The sequence below is a fragment of the Achromobacter sp. 1011791174 genome (assembly GCF_059760925.1).
On the sequence record NZ_JCBANH010000116.1, the window covers coordinates 1 to 19,163 of the forward strand.

At 68.7% G+C, this 19,163-nt stretch carries 19 protein-coding genes; 15 read left to right on the top strand and 4 right to left on the bottom strand.

All coding sequences use genetic code 11. The features are described 5' to 3' along the window. Positions 1 to 177: 177 nt before the first annotated feature. From AC6LJ5_RS26855 to AC6LJ5_RS26895, 9 genes are all read left to right on the top strand, one after another. Complete coding sequence (locus AC6LJ5_RS26855; RefSeq protein ID WP_233772397.1) at positions 178 to 696, top strand: MarR family winged helix-turn-helix transcriptional regulator; 519 nt, start codon at positions 178 to 180, stop codon at positions 694 to 696. A gap of 48 nt (positions 697 to 744) precedes the next feature. Then, the gene (locus tag AC6LJ5_RS26860; protein WP_498142110.1) at positions 745 to 1,959 is read left to right on the top strand and encodes an MFS transporter; all 1,215 of its coding nucleotides are present in this window, start codon (positions 745 to 747) and stop codon (positions 1,957 to 1,959) included. Positions 1,960 to 2,059: 100 nt separating this feature from the next. Beyond that, positions 2,060 to 4,717, top strand: a complete 2,658-nt coding sequence (gene leuS / locus AC6LJ5_RS26865) for a leucine--tRNA ligase (protein WP_498142111.1) — start codon at positions 2,060 to 2,062, stop codon at positions 4,715 to 4,717. Between the two features lie 11 nt (positions 4,718 to 4,728). Then, the gene (locus AC6LJ5_RS26870; protein WP_498142112.1) at positions 4,729 to 5,391 is read left to right on the top strand and encodes an LPS-assembly lipoprotein LptE; all 663 of its coding nucleotides are present in this window, start codon (positions 4,729 to 4,731) and stop codon (positions 5,389 to 5,391) included. Between the two features lie 6 nt (positions 5,392 to 5,397). Continuing rightward, on the top strand, positions 5,398 to 6,453 hold the full coding sequence (gene holA / locus AC6LJ5_RS26875; RefSeq protein ID WP_103273651.1) for a DNA polymerase III subunit delta: 1,056 nt from the start codon (positions 5,398 to 5,400) through the stop codon (positions 6,451 to 6,453). 101 nt (positions 6,454 to 6,554) lie between these two features. Further along, positions 6,555 to 7,835, top strand: coding sequence for a glutamate-5-semialdehyde dehydrogenase (locus tag AC6LJ5_RS26880; protein ID WP_498142113.1), 1,281 nt, complete (start codon positions 6,555 to 6,557; stop codon positions 7,833 to 7,835). 63 nt (positions 7,836 to 7,898) lie between these two features. Then, a complete protein-coding gene (locus AC6LJ5_RS26885; protein ID WP_199770828.1) occupies positions 7,899 to 8,279 on the top strand; it encodes a hypothetical protein in 381 nt (126 codons plus the stop codon). A gap of 4 nt (positions 8,280 to 8,283) precedes the next feature. Next, a complete protein-coding gene (locus AC6LJ5_RS26890; RefSeq protein ID WP_103273649.1) occupies positions 8,284 to 9,075 on the top strand; it encodes a 2-keto-4-pentenoate hydratase in 792 nt (263 codons plus the stop codon). Positions 9,076 to 9,165: 90 nt separating this feature from the next. Beyond that, entirely contained in the window at positions 9,166 to 9,717 is a 552-nt protein-coding gene (locus AC6LJ5_RS26895) for a GNAT family N-acetyltransferase (protein ID WP_498142114.1), read from the top strand. A 106-nt stretch (positions 9,718 to 9,823) separates the two neighbouring features. On the opposite strand, the gene AC6LJ5_RS26900 is transcribed toward AC6LJ5_RS26895, so the two are convergent. Both AC6LJ5_RS26900 and AC6LJ5_RS26905 read right to left on the bottom strand, forming a co-directional pair. Further along, complete coding sequence (locus AC6LJ5_RS26900) at positions 9,824 to 11,236, bottom strand: amidase family protein (protein ID WP_498142115.1); 1,413 nt, start codon at positions 11,234 to 11,236, stop codon at positions 9,824 to 9,826. A gap of 110 nt (positions 11,237 to 11,346) precedes the next feature. Then, complete coding sequence (locus AC6LJ5_RS26905; RefSeq protein WP_392409076.1) at positions 11,347 to 12,213, bottom strand: LysR family transcriptional regulator; 867 nt, start codon at positions 12,211 to 12,213, stop codon at positions 11,347 to 11,349. Between the two features lie 133 nt (positions 12,214 to 12,346). Here AC6LJ5_RS26905 and AC6LJ5_RS26910 point away from each other — a divergent pair, with 133 nt between their 5' ends. Next, positions 12,347 to 13,750 (top strand): MFS transporter, encoded by a 1,404-nt coding sequence (locus tag AC6LJ5_RS26910; protein WP_498142116.1) that lies wholly within the window; start codon positions 12,347 to 12,349, stop codon positions 13,748 to 13,750. Positions 13,751 to 13,768: 18 nt separating this feature from the next. On the opposite strand, the gene AC6LJ5_RS26915 is transcribed toward AC6LJ5_RS26910, so the two are convergent. Further along, complete coding sequence (locus AC6LJ5_RS26915; protein WP_498142117.1) at positions 13,769 to 14,437, bottom strand: hypothetical protein; 669 nt, start codon at positions 14,435 to 14,437, stop codon at positions 13,769 to 13,771. A 116-nt stretch (positions 14,438 to 14,553) separates the two neighbouring features. Here AC6LJ5_RS26915 and AC6LJ5_RS26920 point away from each other — a divergent pair, with 116 nt between their 5' ends. The 3 genes from AC6LJ5_RS26920 (at position 14,554) to AC6LJ5_RS26930 (ending at position 16,309) form a co-directional block, all read left to right on the top strand. Continuing rightward, positions 14,554 to 15,498, top strand: a complete 945-nt coding sequence (locus tag AC6LJ5_RS26920; protein ID WP_498142118.1) for a 3-hydroxyacyl-CoA dehydrogenase NAD-binding domain-containing protein — start codon at positions 14,554 to 14,556, stop codon at positions 15,496 to 15,498. A gap of 107 nt (positions 15,499 to 15,605) precedes the next feature. Next, positions 15,606 to 15,890 carry a GNAT family N-acetyltransferase gene (locus AC6LJ5_RS26925; RefSeq protein ID WP_498142119.1) on the top strand — a complete coding sequence of 95 codons (285 nt, stop codon included), beginning with the start codon at positions 15,606 to 15,608 and terminating at the stop codon, positions 15,888 to 15,890. 14 nt (positions 15,891 to 15,904) lie between these two features. After that, positions 15,905 to 16,309 (top strand): YchJ family protein, encoded by a 405-nt coding sequence (locus AC6LJ5_RS26930; protein ID WP_498142120.1) that lies wholly within the window; start codon positions 15,905 to 15,907, stop codon positions 16,307 to 16,309. A 143-nt stretch (positions 16,310 to 16,452) separates the two neighbouring features. Here AC6LJ5_RS26930 and AC6LJ5_RS26935 read toward each other — a convergent pair whose 3' ends face one another. Continuing rightward, positions 16,453 to 17,313, bottom strand: a complete 861-nt coding sequence (locus tag AC6LJ5_RS26935; protein WP_498142121.1) for a LysR substrate-binding domain-containing protein — start codon at positions 17,311 to 17,313, stop codon at positions 16,453 to 16,455. Positions 17,314 to 17,443: 130 nt separating this feature from the next. Between AC6LJ5_RS26935 and AC6LJ5_RS26940 the strand changes: the two genes are divergently transcribed. Beyond that, positions 17,444 to 18,157 carry a haloacid dehalogenase type II gene (locus tag AC6LJ5_RS26940; RefSeq protein ID WP_498142122.1) on the top strand — a complete coding sequence of 238 codons (714 nt, stop codon included), beginning with the start codon at positions 17,444 to 17,446 and terminating at the stop codon, positions 18,155 to 18,157. 32 nt (positions 18,158 to 18,189) lie between these two features. Further along, on the top strand, positions 18,190 to 18,930 hold the full coding sequence (locus tag AC6LJ5_RS26945) for an aldolase (RefSeq protein ID WP_392409082.1): 741 nt from the start codon (positions 18,190 to 18,192) through the stop codon (positions 18,928 to 18,930). The last annotated feature ends 233 nt before the right edge of the window (positions 18,931 to 19,163 follow it).

Consider the following 19,163-nt stretch of genomic DNA (forward strand, 5'->3'; position numbering starts at 1 on the left):
GCCTTTCTCTTTTGCGCGACGGCCTTTGCATGAAGCCCGCCGGCTTGTTAGAATTTATCTTCATATAAAGATACTTTACTTGAAGACAAATCGGGCGCATCATTCATCGCCCGCCGAACCACGGCCCAGCCCGGCGCGAACCGGCGCGCCGACCGGCCGCAAGGAGCCTCGCCAACCATGCCGCAAACCGATTTCGTCGATCTCGTGCTGTCCCAATGGACCGCCGAATGCCCCGGCCAGGACTTCTCGTCCATGGCGGTGATCACCCGTCTGTTCCGGCTCAATGCCTTCGCCACGCGCAACGTCAACTGCGGCTTCCGCCAGCATCAGCTGAACCAGGGCGAGTTCGACGTGCTGGCCACGCTGTATCGCTGCGGCCCGCCCTATGCGATGAATCCGCAGAAGCTGGTGGCGGCCCTGTTGCTGACCTCGGGCGCCATGACCAACCGGCTCGACCGTCTGGAACAGGCCGGCCTGCTGGCCCGCAACCCCAACCCCGAAGACCGGCGCGGCACCATCGTGTCGCTCACGGCCGACGGCCTGCGCACGATCCGCGCCGTGCTCAAGGACTACCTGAAGAACCTCGAACAGCTGCTCGAGCCGCTGGGCGCGGCGGAACGCCGCCAGCTCGCCGGCCTGCTGAAGAAACTGCTGATCAACCACGACCTGGAAGCGCCCGGCGGCGTGGACGCCTGAGCGCCGCCGCCCGCGACCGATCCGATTTTTCCCCTGCCGCACTCCGCCATGACCGCCCCTGCTTCGCACACGCCGCCGCTGACCGCCCCGATGATCCTGCTGATGTCCCTGGCCACCGGCCTGGCCGTCGCCAGCAACTACTACGCCCAGCCGCTGCTGCACACCATCGGCGAGCAGTTCTCGCTGTCCAACGCCGCCGCTGGCGGCATCGTCACGACCGCCCAGCTGAGCTATGCCGCCGGGCTGATGCTGCTGGTGCCCCTGGGCGATATGTACGAACGGCGCGGCTTGATCGTGCTGATGACGCTGCTGTCCTCGGCCAGCCTGCTGGTTTCCGCCTTCGCGCCCAACATCACGGTGCTGATGCTGGGCACGGCGCTGACCGGCATGCTGTCGGTGGTCGCCCAGATCCTGGTGCCCTTCGCCGCCACGCTGGCCCTGCCTCATGAGCGCGGCAAGGCGGTGGGCACGGTCATGAGCGGCCTGCTGCTGGGCATCCTGCTGGCGCGGACCTTCGCCGGCGTGCTGGCCGACCTGGGCAGCTGGCGCACCGTCTATTGGGTGGCGTCCCTGCTGATGCTGGCCATGTCCGCCGTGCTGTGGCGCGTGCTGCCGCGCCACCAGAGCCAGGCGGGACTGAGCTATCCGCGCCTGCTGGGCTCGATCCTGCGCATGTTCGTCGATGAGCCGCTGTTCCGGGCCCGCTCGATCCTGGGCGCCTTGCTGTTCGCCGCATTCAGCATGCTGTGGACGCCGCTGACCTTCCTGCTGTCCAGCCCGCCCTATTCCTACAACACCACCACGATCGGCCTGTTCGGCCTGGCCGGCGCGGCCGGCGCCTTCGCCGCCAACCGCTTCGGCCGGCTGGCGGACCGCGGACTGGCCAACCTCGCGACCCGCGTCGGGCTGCTCCTCCTGCTGGGTTCCTGGGGCCTGATGGCCTTCGGCCAGGCATCGGTGCTGGCGCTGCTGGCCGGCATCCTGTTGCAGGACCTGGCCATCCAGGGCGTGCATGTCACCAATACCAGCTGCATCTATCCGCTGCGGCCGGAAGCCCGCAGCCGCCTGACGGCCGGCTACATGACCAGCTATTTCATTGGCGGCGCGTCCGGCTCGCTGGTATCGTCCTGGCTCTATTCGCATTTCGGCTGGACCGGCGTGGTGGCCGCCGGGGCGGCGCTGGGCGTGATCACGCTGGCCTACGGGACCCAGTCCCCCAGCGCGCGCGTGCCGGAAACCGCCCTGTCCCCTATCCGCGCCTAGCACCTCCTATAATCAGGGGTTTTGACTGCCACCGAACCGGGCCGCGCCAGCGCCGCCAGGTCGGGGCGGCCTTCCCTTTTTCGCCAACGCGCACGAGCTCATGCAGGAACGTTACCTTCCCACTACCGTCGAAGCGGCCGCCCAGCAAGACTGGCAGGCCCGCGACGCCTATCTGGTCCACGAACACGCGAAGAACGCCGACGGCTCCGAAAAGCCCAAGTTCTACGCCTGCTCCATGCTGCCCTACCCCAGCGGCAAGCTGCACATGGGTCACGTGCGCAACTACACCATCAACGACATGATGGCGCGCCAGCTGCGCATGCGCGGCTACAACGTGCTGATGCCCATGGGCTGGGACGCCTTCGGCATGCCGGCCGAGAACGCCGCCATCAAGTCCAAGGTGCCGCCGGCCAAGTGGACCTACGACAACATCGCCTATATGAAGAAGCAGATGAAGGCGATGGGTCTGGCGATCGACTGGTCGCGCGAAATGTGCGCCTGCGATCCGCAGTACTACAAATGGAACCAGTGGCTGTTCCTGAAGATGCTCGAAAAGGGCGTGGCCTACCGCAAGACCCAGATCGTCAACTGGGACCCGGTGGACCAGACCGTGCTGGCCAACGAACAGGTCATCGACGGCCGCGGCTGGCGTTCCGGCGCGCCCGTTGAAAAGCGCGAGATCCCGGGCTACTACCTGCGCATCACCGACTACGCCGACGAACTGCTGGGCGCGGTGCAGAACGACCTGCCCGGCTGGCCCGAGCGCGTGCGCCTGATGCAGGAAAACTGGATCGGCAAGTCCGAGGGCCTGCGCTTCGCCTTCCCGCACAAGATCGCGGGCGCCGACGGCCAGCTGATCCAGGACGGCAAACTGTACGTCTTCACCACCCGCGCCGACACCATCATGGGCGTCACCTTCTGCGCGGTCGCCCCCGAGCACCCGCTGGCCACGCACGCCGCTGCTTCCAATCCGCGGCTGGCCGCCTTCATCGAGCAATGCAAGCTCGGCGGCACGACCGAGGCCGAAATGGCCACGCGCGAAAAGGAAGGCATGCCCACCGGCCTGTACGTCACGCACCCGGTCACGGGCGCCGAGGTCGAGGTCTGGGTCGGCAACTACGTGCTCATGACCTACGGCGACGGCGCCGTGATGGGCGTGCCGGCGCATGACGAGCGCGACTTCGCCTTCGCCCGCAAGTACCAGCTGCCGATCCGCCAGGTCGTGGCCGTGGCCGGCAAGGAATACTCCGACCAGGCCTGGCAGGAATGGTACGGCGACAAGCAGTCCGGCCTGACGATCAATTCCGGCAAGTACGACGGCCTGTCGTACAAGGAAGCCGTGGACGCCATCGCCGCCGACCTGGGCGCGCAAGGCCTGGGCGAGAAGCAGACCACCTGGCGCCTGCGCGACTGGGGCATCTCGCGCCAGCGCTACTGGGGCACCCCGATCCCCATCATCCACTGCCCGGATTGCGGCCCGGTGCCGGTCCCCGAGAAGGACCTGCCGGTGGTGCTGCCCGACGACCTGATCCCCGACGGCAGCGGCAACCCGCTGGCCAAGAACGAAGCCTTCCTGTCCTGCGCCTGCCCCAGCTGCGGCAAGCCGGCGCGCCGTGAAACCGACACCATGGACACCTTCGTGGACTCGTCCTGGTACTTCATGCGCTACACCTCGCCGGGCAACGACCAGGCCATGGTGGACGGACGCAACGACTACTGGATGCCGATGGACCAGTACATCGGCGGGATCGAGCACGCGGTGCTGCACCTGCTGTACGCCCGGTTCTGGACCAAGGTCATGCGCGACATGGGCATGCTCAACTTCGACGAGCCCTTCACCAAGCTGCTGTGCCAGGGCATGGTGCTGAACCACATCTACTCGCGCAAGAACGCCCAGGGCGGCATCGAATACTTCTGGCCCGAGGAGGTCGAGAACGTCTACGACGCGCGCGGCGCCATCACCGGCGCCAAGCTCAAGTCCGACGGCTCCGACATCACCTACGGCGGCGTGGGCACCATGTCCAAGTCGAAGAACAACGGCGTCGACCCGCAATCGCTGATCGATACGCTGGGCGCCGACACCGCGCGCCTGTTCGTCATGTTCGCCAGCCCGCCCGAGCAGACGCTGGAATGGTCGGATTCTGGCGTGGAAGGCTCGAACCGCTTCCTGCGCCGCCTGTGGTCCATCAGCTACGCGCAGCGCGAAGCCGTGGCGCGCGGCCTGGCCCAGGGCGCCGACTGGACCGGCGCGCCGGCCCCGGTCAAGGACCTGCGTCGCGAGGTCTACGGCCTGCTCAAGCAAGCCGACTACGACTATCAGCGCATTCAGTACAACACCGTGGTGTCGGCCTGCATGAAGATGCTGAACGCCATCGACGACGCCAAGCTGCCGGACGGCCCGCACGCCGACGCCGCCCGCGCCGAGACGCTGGGCGTCCTGCTGCGCGTGCTGTATCCGGTGGTGCCGCACGTCACCTGGCATCTGTGGCAGGACCTGGGCTACGCCAAGGAGCTGGGCGACCTGCTCGACGCCCCCTGGCCGCACGTGGACGAAGCCGCGCTGATCGCCGACGAGATCGAGCTGATGCTGCAGGTCAACGGCAAGCTGCGCGGCTCGATCCGCGTCGCCGCGCAGGCGGCCCGCGAGGACATCGAGAAGCTCGCGGCCGAACAGGAAGAGGTCGCCCGCTACCTGGAGGGCCGCCCGCCCAAGCGCGTCATCGTGGTTCCGGGCAAACTGGTCAACGTCGTAGGCTGATGAGGTCAAGCATGCACTTCGCCGGGCAACACACGCACTCCCCCCGCCAATCCTGGCTGCTGCGCGGCGCCTGCCTGGCGCTGTTCATGCTGCTCTCCGCCTGCGGCTTCGCGCTGCGGGGCGTCACGCCGATGCCGTTCGACACCCTGTATGTCGGCATTGCCGACAACACGCAGTTCGGCGCCGACGTGCGCCGTTCGCTGCGCGCGGCTTCGCCCAATACCAAGCTCGTCAACAGTCCGAAGGAAGCGCAGGCCATCCTGCAGCAGGTCAACGACGCACGCAGCTTGCGCGAAGTCTCGCTCAACGCTCAGGGCCGCGTCGAATCGTATGAACTCGGCATCAACTTCACCTTCCGCCTGATCGATGCCAAGGGCAACGCGCTGATCCCGGACACCACGCTGTCGATCTACCGCGAAATGCCGTATGACGACCAGATCGTGCAGGCCAAGCAAGGCCAGATCGAGACGCTGTACAAGGCCATGCAACGCGACCTGGTGTCGCGCCTGCTGCGCCGCATGACCGCGCCCGACGTGCGCAAGGCGTTCGAGAATCCCGGCAAGAGCGAGGATGGCGTGGACGCGCCGGTGTACGACCCGAACGCGGCCCAGCCGGTCAACACTCCCGCCCCCTGGCAGACGCCGTCCACCACCGACGCGCCGCTGTCGCGCTAGGCGTCCATGGCACAACCCCTGGACGCGGATCGCCTGGCGGAACACCTGCAACGGGCCGGCAACCGGCTCGCGCCGATGTATACGGTGTCCGGCGACGAGCCGCTGCTCGTCACCGAGGCCGTGGACGCGCTGCGCGCTTCGGCGCGCGGCGCCGGCTACACCGAGCGGCTGTCCATGGTGATGGACGCCCGCAGCGACTGGAGTTCGGTGCTGGCGGCCACGCAAAGCGTGTCGCTGTTCGGCGACCGCCGCATCCTCGAAATCAAGATCCCCACGGGCAAGCCCGGCAAGGCGGGCGCCGACACGCTGGCCCGCCTGGCCGAGCAGGCCGAGGGCCAGTCCGATGCCGACACGCTGGTGCTGATTTCCCTGCCACGGCTGGACAAGGCCACGCGCGAAAGCCGCTGGGTCCAGGCGCTGGCCCGGGGCGGCATGATGGTGGACATCGCCAGCATCGAGCGCGGGCGGCTGCCCGCCTGGGTGGGCATGCGGCTGGCGCGCCAGAACCAGCGCGCCGACAACGCCACCCTGCAATGGATGGCCGACAAGGTCGAAGGCAACCTGCTGGCCGCCCACCAGGAAATCCAGAAGCTGGGCCTGCTCTATCCCGAGGGCCAGCTGGCCGCCGAGGACGTGGAGCGCGCCGTGCTGAACGTGGCCCGCTACGATGTCTTCGGCCTGCGCGACGCCATGCTGGCCGGCGATATTGCCCGCACCATCCGCATGATCGACGGCCTGCGCGCCGAGGGCGAAGCGCTGCCCCTGGTGCTGTGGGCGGTCGGCGAGGAAATCCGCCTGCTCGCGCGCATCGCCGAGGCCCGCGCGCTGGGCCAGGACGCCAACGGCCTGATGCGCCGGCTGCGCATCTTCGGCGCCCACGAACGCCTGGCGCTGCAGGCGCTGTCGCGCGTGCAGCCCGCGGTCTGGCCGGCCGCCGTGCAGCATGCGCATGAAGTCGACCGGCTCATCAAGGGCCTGTCCGTGCCCGGACGCCTGTCCGATCCCTGGGAAGAAATGACGCGGCTGGCGCTGCGCGTGGCCGCCGCCGGCGCCCGACCGTGAAGGCGGCACGGCCGCCTGTCCCTTCCCTGCCCCCGATTTCGCCCGGCCCCTGCCGGCTACACTAACGCCATCCCCCGGCCGCGCCCGCGCCGCCCTATTTCATGATCGACGCCGCCATGTCCTCGTCCACCATCGAACACGCCATGCTCACCCTGGGCGAAAATGCCCGCCGCGCCTCGCGCGCCATGATGCGCGCCAACGGCGCCGCCAAGAACCGGGCGCTGCACGCCATGGCCGACGCACTGGCTGCCAGCCGCGACGAACTCAAGGCCGCCAATGAAAAAGACCTGGCCGCGGCCCGGGCCAATGGCCTGGAACCGGCGCTGCTGGACCGCCTGGCCCTGTCCGACAAGACGCTGGGACTGATGGCCGAGGGCCTGCGCCAGATCGCCGCCCTGCCCGACCCCGTCGGCAGCGTCACCGCCACTTCGCTGCGCCCCAACGGCATGCGCGTCGCGCAGATGCGCGTGCCGCTGGGCGTGATCGGCATCATCTACGAATCGCGCCCCAACGTGACCATCGACGCGGCCGCGCTGTGCCTGAAGTCCGGCAACGCCGCCATCCTGCGCGGCGGCAGCGAGGCGCTGCACTCGAACATCGCGCTGGGCCGCGTGGTCCAGGCCGGCCTGGCGGCCGCCGGACTGCCGCAGGACGCGGTGCAGGTGGTGGCCACGGCCGATCGGGCCGCGGTCGGCAAGCTGATCACCATGACCGAGCACATCGACGTCATCGTGCCGCGCGGCGGCAAGGGCCTGATCGCGCGCCTGGCCCAGGAAGCGCGCGTGCCGCTGATCAAGCACCTGGACGGCAACTGCCACGTCTACATCGACGCGGCCGCCGATCCCGACAAGGCCCACGCCATCGCCATCAACGCCAAGACCTACCGCTACGGCATCTGCGGCGCCATGGAAACGCTGCTGGTGGACGCGGTCGCGGCCGTGTCGATCCTGCCCAGCCTGGCGGCGGACTTCGCCGATCGCGGCGTCGAACTGCGCGGCTGCCCGCGCACGCTGGCGCTGCTGCCCCATCTCAAGCCCGCCACGGAAGAAGACTGGGGCACCGAGTACCTGGGCCCGGTCCTGGCGGTGCGCATCGTCGACACGCTGGACGATGCCATCGAACACATCGCCCGCTGGGGTTCCGGCCACACCGACGCCATCGTCACCGAGGACCTGTCCGCGGCCCAGCGCTTCCAGCGCGAGGTCGATTCCAGCTCGGTCTACGTGAACCTGCCCACCTGCTTCGCCGACGGCTTCGAGTACGGGCTGGGCGCCGAGATCGGCATTTCGACCAACCGCCTGCACGCGCGCGGCCCGGTCGGACTGGAAGGCCTGACCACGCTGAAATGGGTGCTCAACGGCGAAGGCCAGTTGCGCGGCTGACGCCGTACTTCACGGCAGACACTCATCGCGGCCTGCGCGCCGCGTAACCCCGGAACTCTCGTCATGCATACCCCCGCGCTGGCCTTGGCCTTCAGCCTGTTCGTGCTGTGCTTCGTCACCTGCTCGATCAGCGGCATCGTGCTGTTCTTCTTCAAGGCCAAACAGATCAACGCCCGGCTCAAGCATCCCTACCTGGAGCACCGGGCCTTCAACCAGTATCCGCTGGCCATCCAGGCGGCGATCATGCTCGATTATTTCTTCCGGCTGATGTTCCCCGGCACGCGTTTCTGGCTCGTCGGCAACGCCAACCGCCTGCTGGCCCATGTGGATCCGAAGCAGGTGCCGCTGTCGCTCAAGTGGCCGGTAGTGGGCTTCTGGGGCGCCTGCTGGCTCGGGCTGATCGCCATGATCGCCCTGTGGACCCTGCTGTTCCTGGGAATGTGACGCCATGCGAATCCTGATCGAAGAGTATCCCGGCAGCGTCGACGCCGCCCGTTTCCTGATCGCCGCCCGCGACGCCGGCGTGCCCGGCCCGCGCCTGCCCGCCGATTGCCGGCCGCAGACGCAGGGCCAGGCCTTCGCCGTGCAACGCAGCACCGCCCGCCTGCTGCGCGAAACGCGGCGCGACGACATCGCCGCCTGGAAGAGCGCGCTACCCACGCCCGAAAAATCCGTGGTGGCTCCCATCTACACATCCACCGTCCATTTCAGCGCCGCCTCGCCAGTACCCGCGCAGGGCGCCGTCGTGCGCGTCGAACCCGAGATCGCCTTCGAACTGGCGCGCGATCTGCCGGCGCGAGCACAGCCCTACAGCGAAGCCGAGATCGATGCCGCCGTCGGCGGCGCCCGGCTGGCGCTGGAAGTGCTGGGGTGCCGCTATGCGCTGCCGGAGCACGCCAGCCTGCCCGAGCTGCTGGCCGACCACATGTTCAACCAGGGCCTGGTGCTGGGACCGCGCATCGCGTCCGCCGACGACGCGCCCGCCAGCATGACCATCACGCTGTCCGTGGACGGCCAGGATGCCGAGCAGCACGCGGGCATCCATCCCAACGGCCGGCCCAAGGCCGGTCTGTACTGGCTGGCGAACTTCCTGCGTGAACAAGGCGCCGGCCTGCGCGCCGGCCAGCATGTCATCACCGGCTCGTATGCCGGCTTCCTGGACGTGCCGGCGGGCCGCGATCTCGAGATCGCCTACGGCGACCTGGGCGTGCTGCGCCTGCGCTTCGAAGCGCGCGGCTAAACGGCGCGGCCGGCGCCCGCCTATACTGTGGCGCCGGTCCGCGCGCATGCCGTGCGCGGCGTCACCTGGCGCATACGCGCCCCCGCCACCATGCTGACCCTGCGCCCGCTCACGGCAGAAGACCATTCCCTCCTTGCCGGCTGGTTCTCCAGCCTTGCCGATGTCGTCCAATGGGGCGGCTCGCAGCTCTCCTATCCGCTCACGCCGCTGCACGTGGAAACCATGCTGGCCGAAGGCCGGAGCACGCCGCCCGCGCGCCGCTGCTGGATGGTTTGCCGCGATGGCGCGCCGGTCGGACATGCGCAGCTCGCCTATGAATGGCATGACGGCAACGCGCGCCTGGGCCGCGTCGCCGTCGCGCCCGCCATGCGCGGCCAGGGACTGGCCCGCCCGTTGACGGCGCTGATGATCCAGGAAGCGTTCAGCACGCCGGGCATCGAGCGGCTGGAGCTGAACGTCTACATGTTCAACCAGCCCGCCCTGCGCACCTATGAAGCGCTGGGATTCAAGCTCGAAGGCGTGCGTCGCGCGTCGACGCGGGTCGGCGAGCAGCGATGGGATACCGGCATCATGGGGCTGCTGCGCCACGAGTGGCAGGCCGGCGCCGGCCAGCATGGCGTGCCATCCCTGACGACGGGTTGAGGCGCGCCGCGCGCGCCCGCCAGCAGTTTGATATCCGACGCAGAATCCCCGCTGGATCAAACCTCGAGGCTGGCTGCGGCATCCGCGTCCGGCTTCGACGCCGACCTCAGGCTTCGGGTTCGGCGATGTCGATCGGCTGGCCCGCCGCCTCGATCACCTCGCCCGCGGCCAGGCACAGGTCCTCGCGGTAACGGCCCGCCATGAGCTGCACGCCCACCGGGATCGTCCCCTTCGCGCCCGGCACGCTGCCCATGGCCACGGACAGGGCCGGCAAGCCCATGAACGGCACGCCGATCTGCGGCATCTGCGCGCGCCAGACGCGCGCATAGGCTTCGTCGCCGGCCAGATCGAGCTGGTCCGGGAAAGGCAGCTCGGCCGACACCGGCAAGAGCAGCACCGGGTACTCGGCGAAGAACAGTTCCCACTGCCGCGTCAGCGTGGCGCGCCGCGTTAGCAGGGCGGAGTACCTGGCCAGGTCCATGCCGGCGGCGCGTTCGCGCTGCCCGGCCAGCGCGACCAGGGCGCCCCGGTCGCCTTCCTTGCGCGCGGCCTCGACCATGGCGTCGTAGCCATCGGCCAGCCACATGCGGATCTGCAGATCGGCGGCTTCCTTCAGCGGCGGGATCGCGTCCAGCGTATCGACGCGCCAGCCGGCCTCGCCCAGGCGCCGGGCCGCGTCCTGCAGCGCCTTGACCACCGCGGGCTCGGTCTCCAGGCCATCGGGATAAAAGCACAGCGCCACGCGCTTCGGCGCGGCCGGCCCCTCCAGCGGCGCGGGCGCCCACCACGGATCGCGCGGATCGGGCGCGGCCATCGCGGCCAGCCCAAGGCGCAAGTCGGCGATGCTGCGCGCCAAGGGACCGGACACGGCGGTGATCTGCCCGCCCAGCGAGCGCTCGGGCAAGGCCGCGTTAAAGGCCGCCACGCGGCCCAGCGTGGGCCGCAGGCCATGCACGCCGCAAGCATAGGCCGGATAGCGGATCGAGCCGGCGATATCGGTGCCGTGCGCGATATGGCCGATGCCGGCCGCCACGGCCGCGGCGGCGCCGCCAGACGAGCCGCCAGGCGTGAGCGCGGCATTGCGCGGATTGCGCGTATCGCCGTGCAGCTGGTTGCTGGTGAACCAGCGCAGCGAAAACGCCGGCGTGTTGGTGCGACCGAGCACCACCGCGCCGGCGCGCAGCAGGTTGTCGACGACCGGGTTGTTGGCCTGGGCGATCACGTCCTTCTGCAGCGTCACGCCATTGGTGGTGGCATAGCCGGCCTGGTCCACATTGACCTTCACCGTGACCGGCACGCCGGCCAGCGGGCCCGGGTCTTCGCCGCGCGCCAGCCGCTGGTCCAGGGCGGCGGCCTGCGACAGCGCATCCTCGGGTCGATGATCGACCACGGCGTTGATGCGGGAATTGACGGCATCGAGCCGCGCCAGCGCGCTTTGCGCGGCCTGCACGGCGGACACTTCACGTTTGCGGATCAGGCTGGCAAGCTCAGCGGCGGACAGACGCCAAAGTTCGGACACGCGCGACTCCTGGTGGATGGGATCATCGGACAAGACGGGAGCGTCAACCTTAGCGCCGCTTGCGCGCGGCCACAAGCGGCGCAGCCAGCAGGCCCGCGCGCGGTCCGGTCCTATTCCTGCTCGAACACCTCGACGATGGCATCGGCCACGGCGCGCACCCGCGCGGTCCGGTTCAGGTCGCCGTGCATCACCAGCCACAGGTCATAGGAACCGGCCCGCTGCGGCCAGATGCGGACCAGTTCCGGATGGCGCGCCGCCATGTGCACGGGCAGCTCGCCGATGCCCAGCCCGGCCCGCACGGCATCGATGATCATCATGGCGGAGTTCAGCTCGATGGCGACGTGGCCATTGCCGGTGGGCTCGCCGCAGAAGGCATCGGACCAGCCCGGCAACGCCGACTGCTGATAGGTCACCAGCGCGTGCCCGGCGAAGGCCGTGCCCGGCTTGGGTTCGCCGCGCTGGCGCAGATAGGACGGCGCGGCATACAGCCCGGTGTCCTTGCGCGCGAGATGACGATGGATCAGGTCGGGACTGTCGGGCCGGACGTTGCGGATCGCCAGATCGGCTTCGCGCCGCGTCAGGTTGCTCAGCTTGATCGAGGTCGACAGCGATATCGTGATGTCCGGGTGCCGCGCATGCAGGCGCTTGACCGCGTCCATCACGAAGTAGCTGCCGATGGCTTCCGAGGAGGCCACGCGCACGACGCCCGACAGGCGATGATCCAGCCCCTGCATCTGGCGCTGCAGCTGGTCTGCCGCCTGCTCCATGCGTTCAGCGGCCGCGAAAGCCAGCTCCCCGGCGGCGGTCGGCACATAGCCGGCCGGCGTGCGCAGGAACAGGCGCGCGTCCAGCGACCGTTCCAGCGCGGCCAGGCGCCGGCCCGCCGTGGCCTGGTCGATCTGCAGCAGCGCGGCCGCGCCGCGCAGCGTGCCGTTGCGATAGATGGCGAGGAATACCCGCGCGTTGTCCCAATCCATATCGCTCCCCCAAAGGACGCGGTGCATCCGCCATCGATGCAAATTTGCATCATGGAGACGCATTTATACGGCTTTTTTGCATTTCATGCAGCGCCTACATTGGCAGCCCCGGCCTCGAAACACGCAATGCCCCATGAATACCGCCTGCACTCAACCCCCTGTTCGCGCCACACCCGCCGCGCCCGCGGCAACCGCCAGCCTCATGCCGCTGGCCACGCTGGCGATCGGCTTCATCATGGCCATGCTCGACGTCACCGTGGTCAATGTCGCCCTGCCCGGCATCGCCGCGCAATTCGGCGTCCCCCTGACCGACCTGGTGTGGATCGCCGACGCCTACACCCTGGCTTTCGCGGCGCTGCTGCTCGCGGCCGGCGCGCTGGCCGACCGCTACGGGGCCAAGACCATCTACCAGGCGGGACTGGCCGTGTTCACGCTGGCCTCGTTGCTGTGCGGCATGGCGCCCGACGGCCCCGCGTTGATCGCCGCGCGCATGCTGCAGGGCGTGGGCGCGGCGCTGTTCATGCCCAGTTCGCTCAGCCTGCTGACGCACGCCTATACGGAAGAACGCACCCGCAACCGCATGCTGGGCGCCTGGTCCGCCATCGTGGCCGTGGCCGGCGCATCGGGCCCCTTGCTGGGCGGCGTGCTGATCCATCAGTTCGGCTGGCGCGGCATCTTTCTCATCAATCTGCCGTTGGGGCTGGCGGGTCTGTGGCTGGCCAGCCGCCGCATCCAGCCGGCGCCGCGCCGCCCGCGCGCGCTCAACGCCTCCAGTCACCTGCTCGGCATGGCCGCGCTGGCGACCGCCAGCTACGCGCTGATCGAAGGCAATGCCTATGGCTGGTCCTCGCCCCGCATCGCGACGGCCATCGCGCTGGCGCTGGCGGCGGCGATCCTGCTGGTGCGGCGCGAGCGCCGCCACGCCGATCCCATCCTGCCGCGCGCGCTGTTCGAAACGCCGCGCTTCGCGGCCGCGAACGGCGTGGGATTCCTGATCAATCTGGGCGGCTACGGCCAGCTGTTCCTGATCAGCCTGTTCCTGCAGCAGGCGCGCGGCGCGGACGCATTGCAGACCGGCATCCAGATGGTGCCCATGCTGGCGATATTTTCGATCGGCAACCTGGCCTCGGGCCGCATCGCGGCGCGCTGGAATGTGTCGGCCGCGCTGCTGGGCGGCCTGTCCATCGCCACGGTACTGAGCGCGGCCAGCATCGTCGCCATGTCGCCCGGCATGCCTTACTGGTGCTTCGCGCTGCTGGCGACCGGCGCCAATCTGGGCCTGGGCCTCGTGGTGCCGGCCATGACCAGCCTGGTGATGCAGGTATCGGGCACCGCCCACGCCAACAGCGGCGCGGCCGCGTTGAACGCCAACCGTCAGTCCGGCACGCTGGTGGGCGTGGCGCTGATGGGCACCATCCTGCACCGGGCGCCCGACTGGAACGACAGCCTGCCCCTGGCCTACGCCGTCATCGCGGCCAGCTATCTGTGCGCCGGCCTGCTGGCCGCGCGCTATCTCCGCCGTGCACGCAATCGTTGACGCGACGCACGGCCCTCTTCAGCCGCGCAGGATGGCCACGCCGCGGCCCGCGAAATAGCGGTCGAACACGGCGGACGCCAAGCGCGCGTCCGCCTGTGTGCCGGGCCGGCCGTCGACCGCCGGTTCGCCTGATGGATTGTGGAACACGATCTCGTCCGCGCTGGCGCGCGTCACCAGCACCAGGTGCCCGCCCTTCTTCGGCGGCGGCTGGTCGGGCCAGCGGATCGACGGATGCACCGACGCCATGAAGAACTCGGCCTCGTCCAGCAAGGCCGGTAGCGCGGCCGTTGCAAGGTCCACATGCACGCGCGCGCGCAGGCCGTGTACCTCTTCCACATAGCGCACGAAGGGCGCGTAAATCATGCCTTTGATGTCGTCGCCGTCCACCGCATAGGCGCCATAGGGCAGGCTGCCTCGCGCAAGCGCCAACGTGGGATGGACGCGTCCGGTGCGCGCGGCCAGCACCATCTTCAGGCAGGCCATGCCGCAGACGTGGCTGGCCCAGCGCGCGTACTCGTCGACGTCGGCCGCGCCGGAACCGGCCCAGGCCGGATCGTCCTTCAGGTCCAGTTCGCCGCGGATGATGGCCCCGGCCAGGTGGGCCAATTCCCATTGGCAAAAGTAAGGCACGGCGGCGCCCGCGTTCGACGCCGCGCGGGCATGGCGTCCGTCCTGGATGCTGTCCATCTGTTCTCCTGGCATGGGTTGGACCGGACGTATCTTGCCGTCTGCGCCGCGTCATGGCAACGGTCCCCGCTTTGCTTCACAATGCTGGCGTTACACAACCGACCAGGAGTCTTCCCATGCCGCATCCGTCCACGCATCCCGCCATCCGCCGTGTCGCCATCGTCGGCGCGGGCACCATCGGCGCGAGTTGGGCCGCGCTGTTCCTGGCGCATGGCCTGGAAGTGGTGGTCAGCGACCCGGCGCCCGATGCCGAGCCGCTGACCCGCGAACGGGTGCGCGCCGCCTGGCCGGTGCTGGCCGAGCTGGGTCGCGTGGCCGCCGGCGCCAATCCCGACGCGCTGCGCTTCGAGCCCGACCTGGAGGCCGCCCTGAAGGACGCGGACTTCGTGCAGGAAAACGCGCCGGAACGCGAGGACTTCAAGACCGCGCTATTCGCGCGCATGGACGCCGCGCTGCCCGCGCACGCCATCGTCGCGTCCAGCTCGTCCGGCCTGATCATGAGCCGCCTGCAATCCGGCTGTGCGCGGCCCGAGCGCTTCGTGATCGGCCATCCCTTCAATCCCCCGCACCTGATCCCGCTGGTCGAAGTGGTGGGCGGCAAGCAGACCTCCGAGGAAACGATCGAACGCGCCATCGCCTTCTATCGCGAGCTTGGCAAGTACCCGATCCGCCTGAACAAGGAAGTGCCGGGCCATATCGCCAACCGCCTGCAGGCGGCGGTCTGGCGCGAAGCCATCCATCTGGCGGCCGAAAACGTCGCCAGCGTGGCGGATATCGATGCCGCCGTCTCTCAGGGCCCGGGCCTGCGCTGGGCGCTGTTCGGCCCGCACATGACCTTCAACCTGGGCGGCGGCGCGGGCGGACTGGGTCATTTCATGGACCATCTGCTGGGACCGGTGCAGACCTGGTGGGACGACCTGGGCGCGCCCGAGGTCACGCCCGAGCTGCGCCAGCGGCTGATCGCAGGCGTCAACGCCGAAGCCGGCGGCCGCAGCATCGCCGAGCTGGCGCAGGCGCGCGACGCGGATCTCACGGCCCTGCTGAAGACGCTGCGCCGCTGAGCGACCGGCGGACCGGCAAGCCAAGGCCCGCCGCGCGCGTCGCGCCGGCGGGCTGGTATCCTGGCATGATCCGCCGCCTTTCCCGACCATCACAGGATTCTGCGCCCATGACGACGCTCCCGATTTCCGTTACGCACGACGCCGGGCATTCACGCTTCACCGCGATCGTGGACGGCGTCCCGTGCGTGCTCGACTATCAGTTGCAGGACGGCATCATGTCCATCGTGCACACCGGCGTTCCGTCCGAAGTCGGCGGGCGCGGCATTGCCGCCGAGCTGACCCGCCATGCGCTGGAGACGGCGCGCGCGCAGGGCTGGCGCGTGCGCCCGCTGTGCTCCTACGCGGCGGTGTACATGCGGCGTCACCCTGAATACAACGACCTGCTGGCCTGAGCGCCCTTACTCACGTGACCCGTAAAGCCGACGCCGCCACGCAACCCTGTCCCTGTGAAAGCGGCAAGCGCTACGCCGAATGCTGCGGCCGCTGGCATGCCGGCCCGCAGTTCCTGCAGGCGCCCGACGCCGAGGCCCTGATGCGCTCGCGCTACAGCGCCTTCGTGCTGGATCGACTGGGCTATCTGCTCGCGACCTGGCATCCGGATACGCGCCCCACTGCGCTGGAACCCAACCCGGCCGATCTCAAATGGCTGGGACTGACGATCAAGCGCGCACAGGCGCAAGACGCCGATCACGCAACCGTGGAATTCGTCGCGCGCAGCCGCCAGGCAGGCCGCGCGCACCGCATGCATGAGCTCAGCCGCTTCGTGCGTGAGCAGGGTCAGTGGTTCTACGTCGACGGCGACGTGGACTGAATCGGCCGGTCCTGCATCACGCGGATTGGCCGGACACCCGCCGCCGACGCGTGTCGCGGCTCCCCAGGGCATGAGCACCTGACGAACGAGCCCCGGTCTTGCTCGGCGTCCCGGCCTGACAACGCGCCGAGGCGTTGGCCGCATCAGACGGCACACGAGCCACCGATGGCCTGTTCCAGGGCGCCGATCAGATCCCGATGCGCCATGGACAAGCCGCGATGCTCGCCTACGATGGCCAATTCGGTCGCCGGTGCGGCCTCGAAACCGTGCTTCCCGCCCAACACGGCCTGACCCGGCAGGCGCGCGTAGGCCGGCAGCAGGCTGACGCCCAATCCTGCGGCCACGGCCGCCTGCACCCCGGCCAGGCTATGGCTGTGGTACGCCGCATGCCAGGCGCGCCCGGCGCTTTCCAGCGCGTAGATCATGCGCTTGCGATAGATGCAGCCCTGCGGGAACAGCACCAGCGGCACGGACGCTGCCTCGCGGACGATGCGCGGCTCTCCCACCCATACCAAGGCTTCCGGCCATGCTGCCAGGCAAGGACCATCGCCCGGTTCGCGCTTGACCAGCGCCAGATCCAGCGCGCCCGCCGCCAGGCGCTCGCGTAGCCCCGTGCTCATGCCGCTGACGGTCTCCAGGCGCAGGTCCGGATGACGGGCGCTGAACTTCGCCAGCAGCACGGTCAGGCGCGCAACGTCGAAATCTTCCGGCACACCCAGCCGCAGCACTCGCGCCGAGCGCGGCGCCGACAGTACTTGCTGCGCCTCATCAGCGATCGCCAGCAGGCGGCGCGCATACGCCAGCATCAGCTCGCCGTCTTCGGTCGCGGACACGTTGCTGCCCGTCCGGTCGCGCAGCAACAGGGTCTTGCCGACGGCCTGCTCCAACTTGCGCACCTGCTGGCTGACCGTGGACTGGGTCCGGTGCACGCGGCTGGCCGCGCGCGTGAAGCTGCCTTCGTCGACCACGCACACCAGCGTCCTGAGCAATTCCAGATCGAGCATGGCTTATCGATATCCAATAAATAACTGACTTCAGTTTTTTTATTAATTTTACTACTCACAAGCGCGGCACTACGCTGGCGATGGGCCTCGCGCCTGCCAACAGCTGTATCCGCAAACATGAGGACGCTCCATGCCGCTCACCGCTCTTCCCCGGCCTCAATGGCTGACCTTCGATTGCTATGGCACCCTGATTCAATGGGATGAAGGCCTGCAAGCCGCCGTCGCCCGCATCCTGGGCCCGTCCGCGCAGAGCGGCCCGCTGCCGTCGCCGGAACAGTTCCTGCACGTCTACGATGGTCATGAACATCGGCTCGAACGCACGCCGCCGCACCAGCGCTTCGCCGACATCACGCGGGAATCGTTGCGCCTGACGATGCGCGAGCTGGGCATGGCGTATCGCCCCGAGGACGCCGATACGCTGATCGGCGGCATCTCGGCCATGCCGCCCTTCCCCGAAGTCGTGGACACGCTGGGCGCGCTGAAGCAGGCCGGCTTCCGTCTGTGCATCATCTCGAATACCGACGACGCCATCATCGCCGGCAATGTCTCGCAGATGGGCGGCCACATCGACCGCGTCATTACGGCCGAGCAGGCCGGCGCCTACAAACCTTCGCGCCAGATCTTCGCCCACGCGCACGCCAGCCTGGGCGTCACGCCCGACCAGGTCGTCCATATCTGCGCCAGCCCTCATCTCGATCACGCCGCCGCGCGCGACATCGGCTTTCGCTGTGTCTGGATCGACCGGGGCACAGGCCGCCAATGCTTGCCTGACTACCGTCCCGACGCTACCGTATCCACCTTGGATCAGGTCATCGGCCTGTTCCGCCAAGCGGGCTGGATCTGACCAGCGCTTTCCTCTTACCTGCAAAGGCTGTCATGAACCACGATTCCAAGTTCACTGAAGCGCTGTTTCATTCAGAGCCCATCCATGCGCTGCGTGCCGATCTGGCGCTGGCCTTGAGAGCGGCCGCGGCGCATGGTCTGGGCGAAGGCGTCTGCAATCATTTCAGTGTGGCCTTGCCAGGCGATTCGGATCTCTTCCTGCTCAATCCACGCGGGCTGATGTGGCACGAAGTCCAAGCCGAGGACATCGTGCTCATCGATGCCCGGGGCAACAAGCTGGCGGGTCGGCATGCCGTGGAACCGACCGCCATGTTCATTCATGCAGCCATCCATCGCATTGCCGGCAAAGCCTGTGTGCTGCATACCCACATGCCCCACGCCACGGCATTGACGCTGACCTCGGACCGGGCGCTGGACACCACTCTGTCGCAGAACGCCATGCGCTTTCATGGCAGGCTCGCGATCGACCGCGACTATAACGGGCTGGCGCTGGATGTCAGCGAAGGCGAACGCATCGCGCACGCCATGCAGGGCGCGGATATCGTGTTCCTGGCCAATCACGGTGTGGTGGTATGCGGCGAGCGGCTGGACTACGCTTACGACGATCTGTTCTATCTGGAGCGCGCCTGCCAGGCGCAGGTGCTCGCGCAATCGACGGGGCGTCCGCTGGCGCCGGTGAATCCGGAGCTGGCCGGCAAAGTGGCGGCGCAGGTGCAATCCGAGCGCTTGCAGTCGGCGCTGTTCTTCGAGGCGTTGCGGCGGCAACTGAGCTAGAAGCGTTCTTGCGGCAGGCGGTGGAACGGATCAGCGAGTTTCTGGCTGCCAGCCCCAGGGCATGCCGTAGTCAGAAGCAGATGTTGCCACGCTCAAGGGCAGCAGTCCTGCGGAAGTAGCTGGCGCTGAAGCCTCTCTGCAAATCCGTGGCGCTTGTAGCGTCCGCACCCCGGATAGACCGGTGCGGCCCGCATTCCCGCCAGAGAGCCTCGCGGACGGGGCGTGTGGTCACC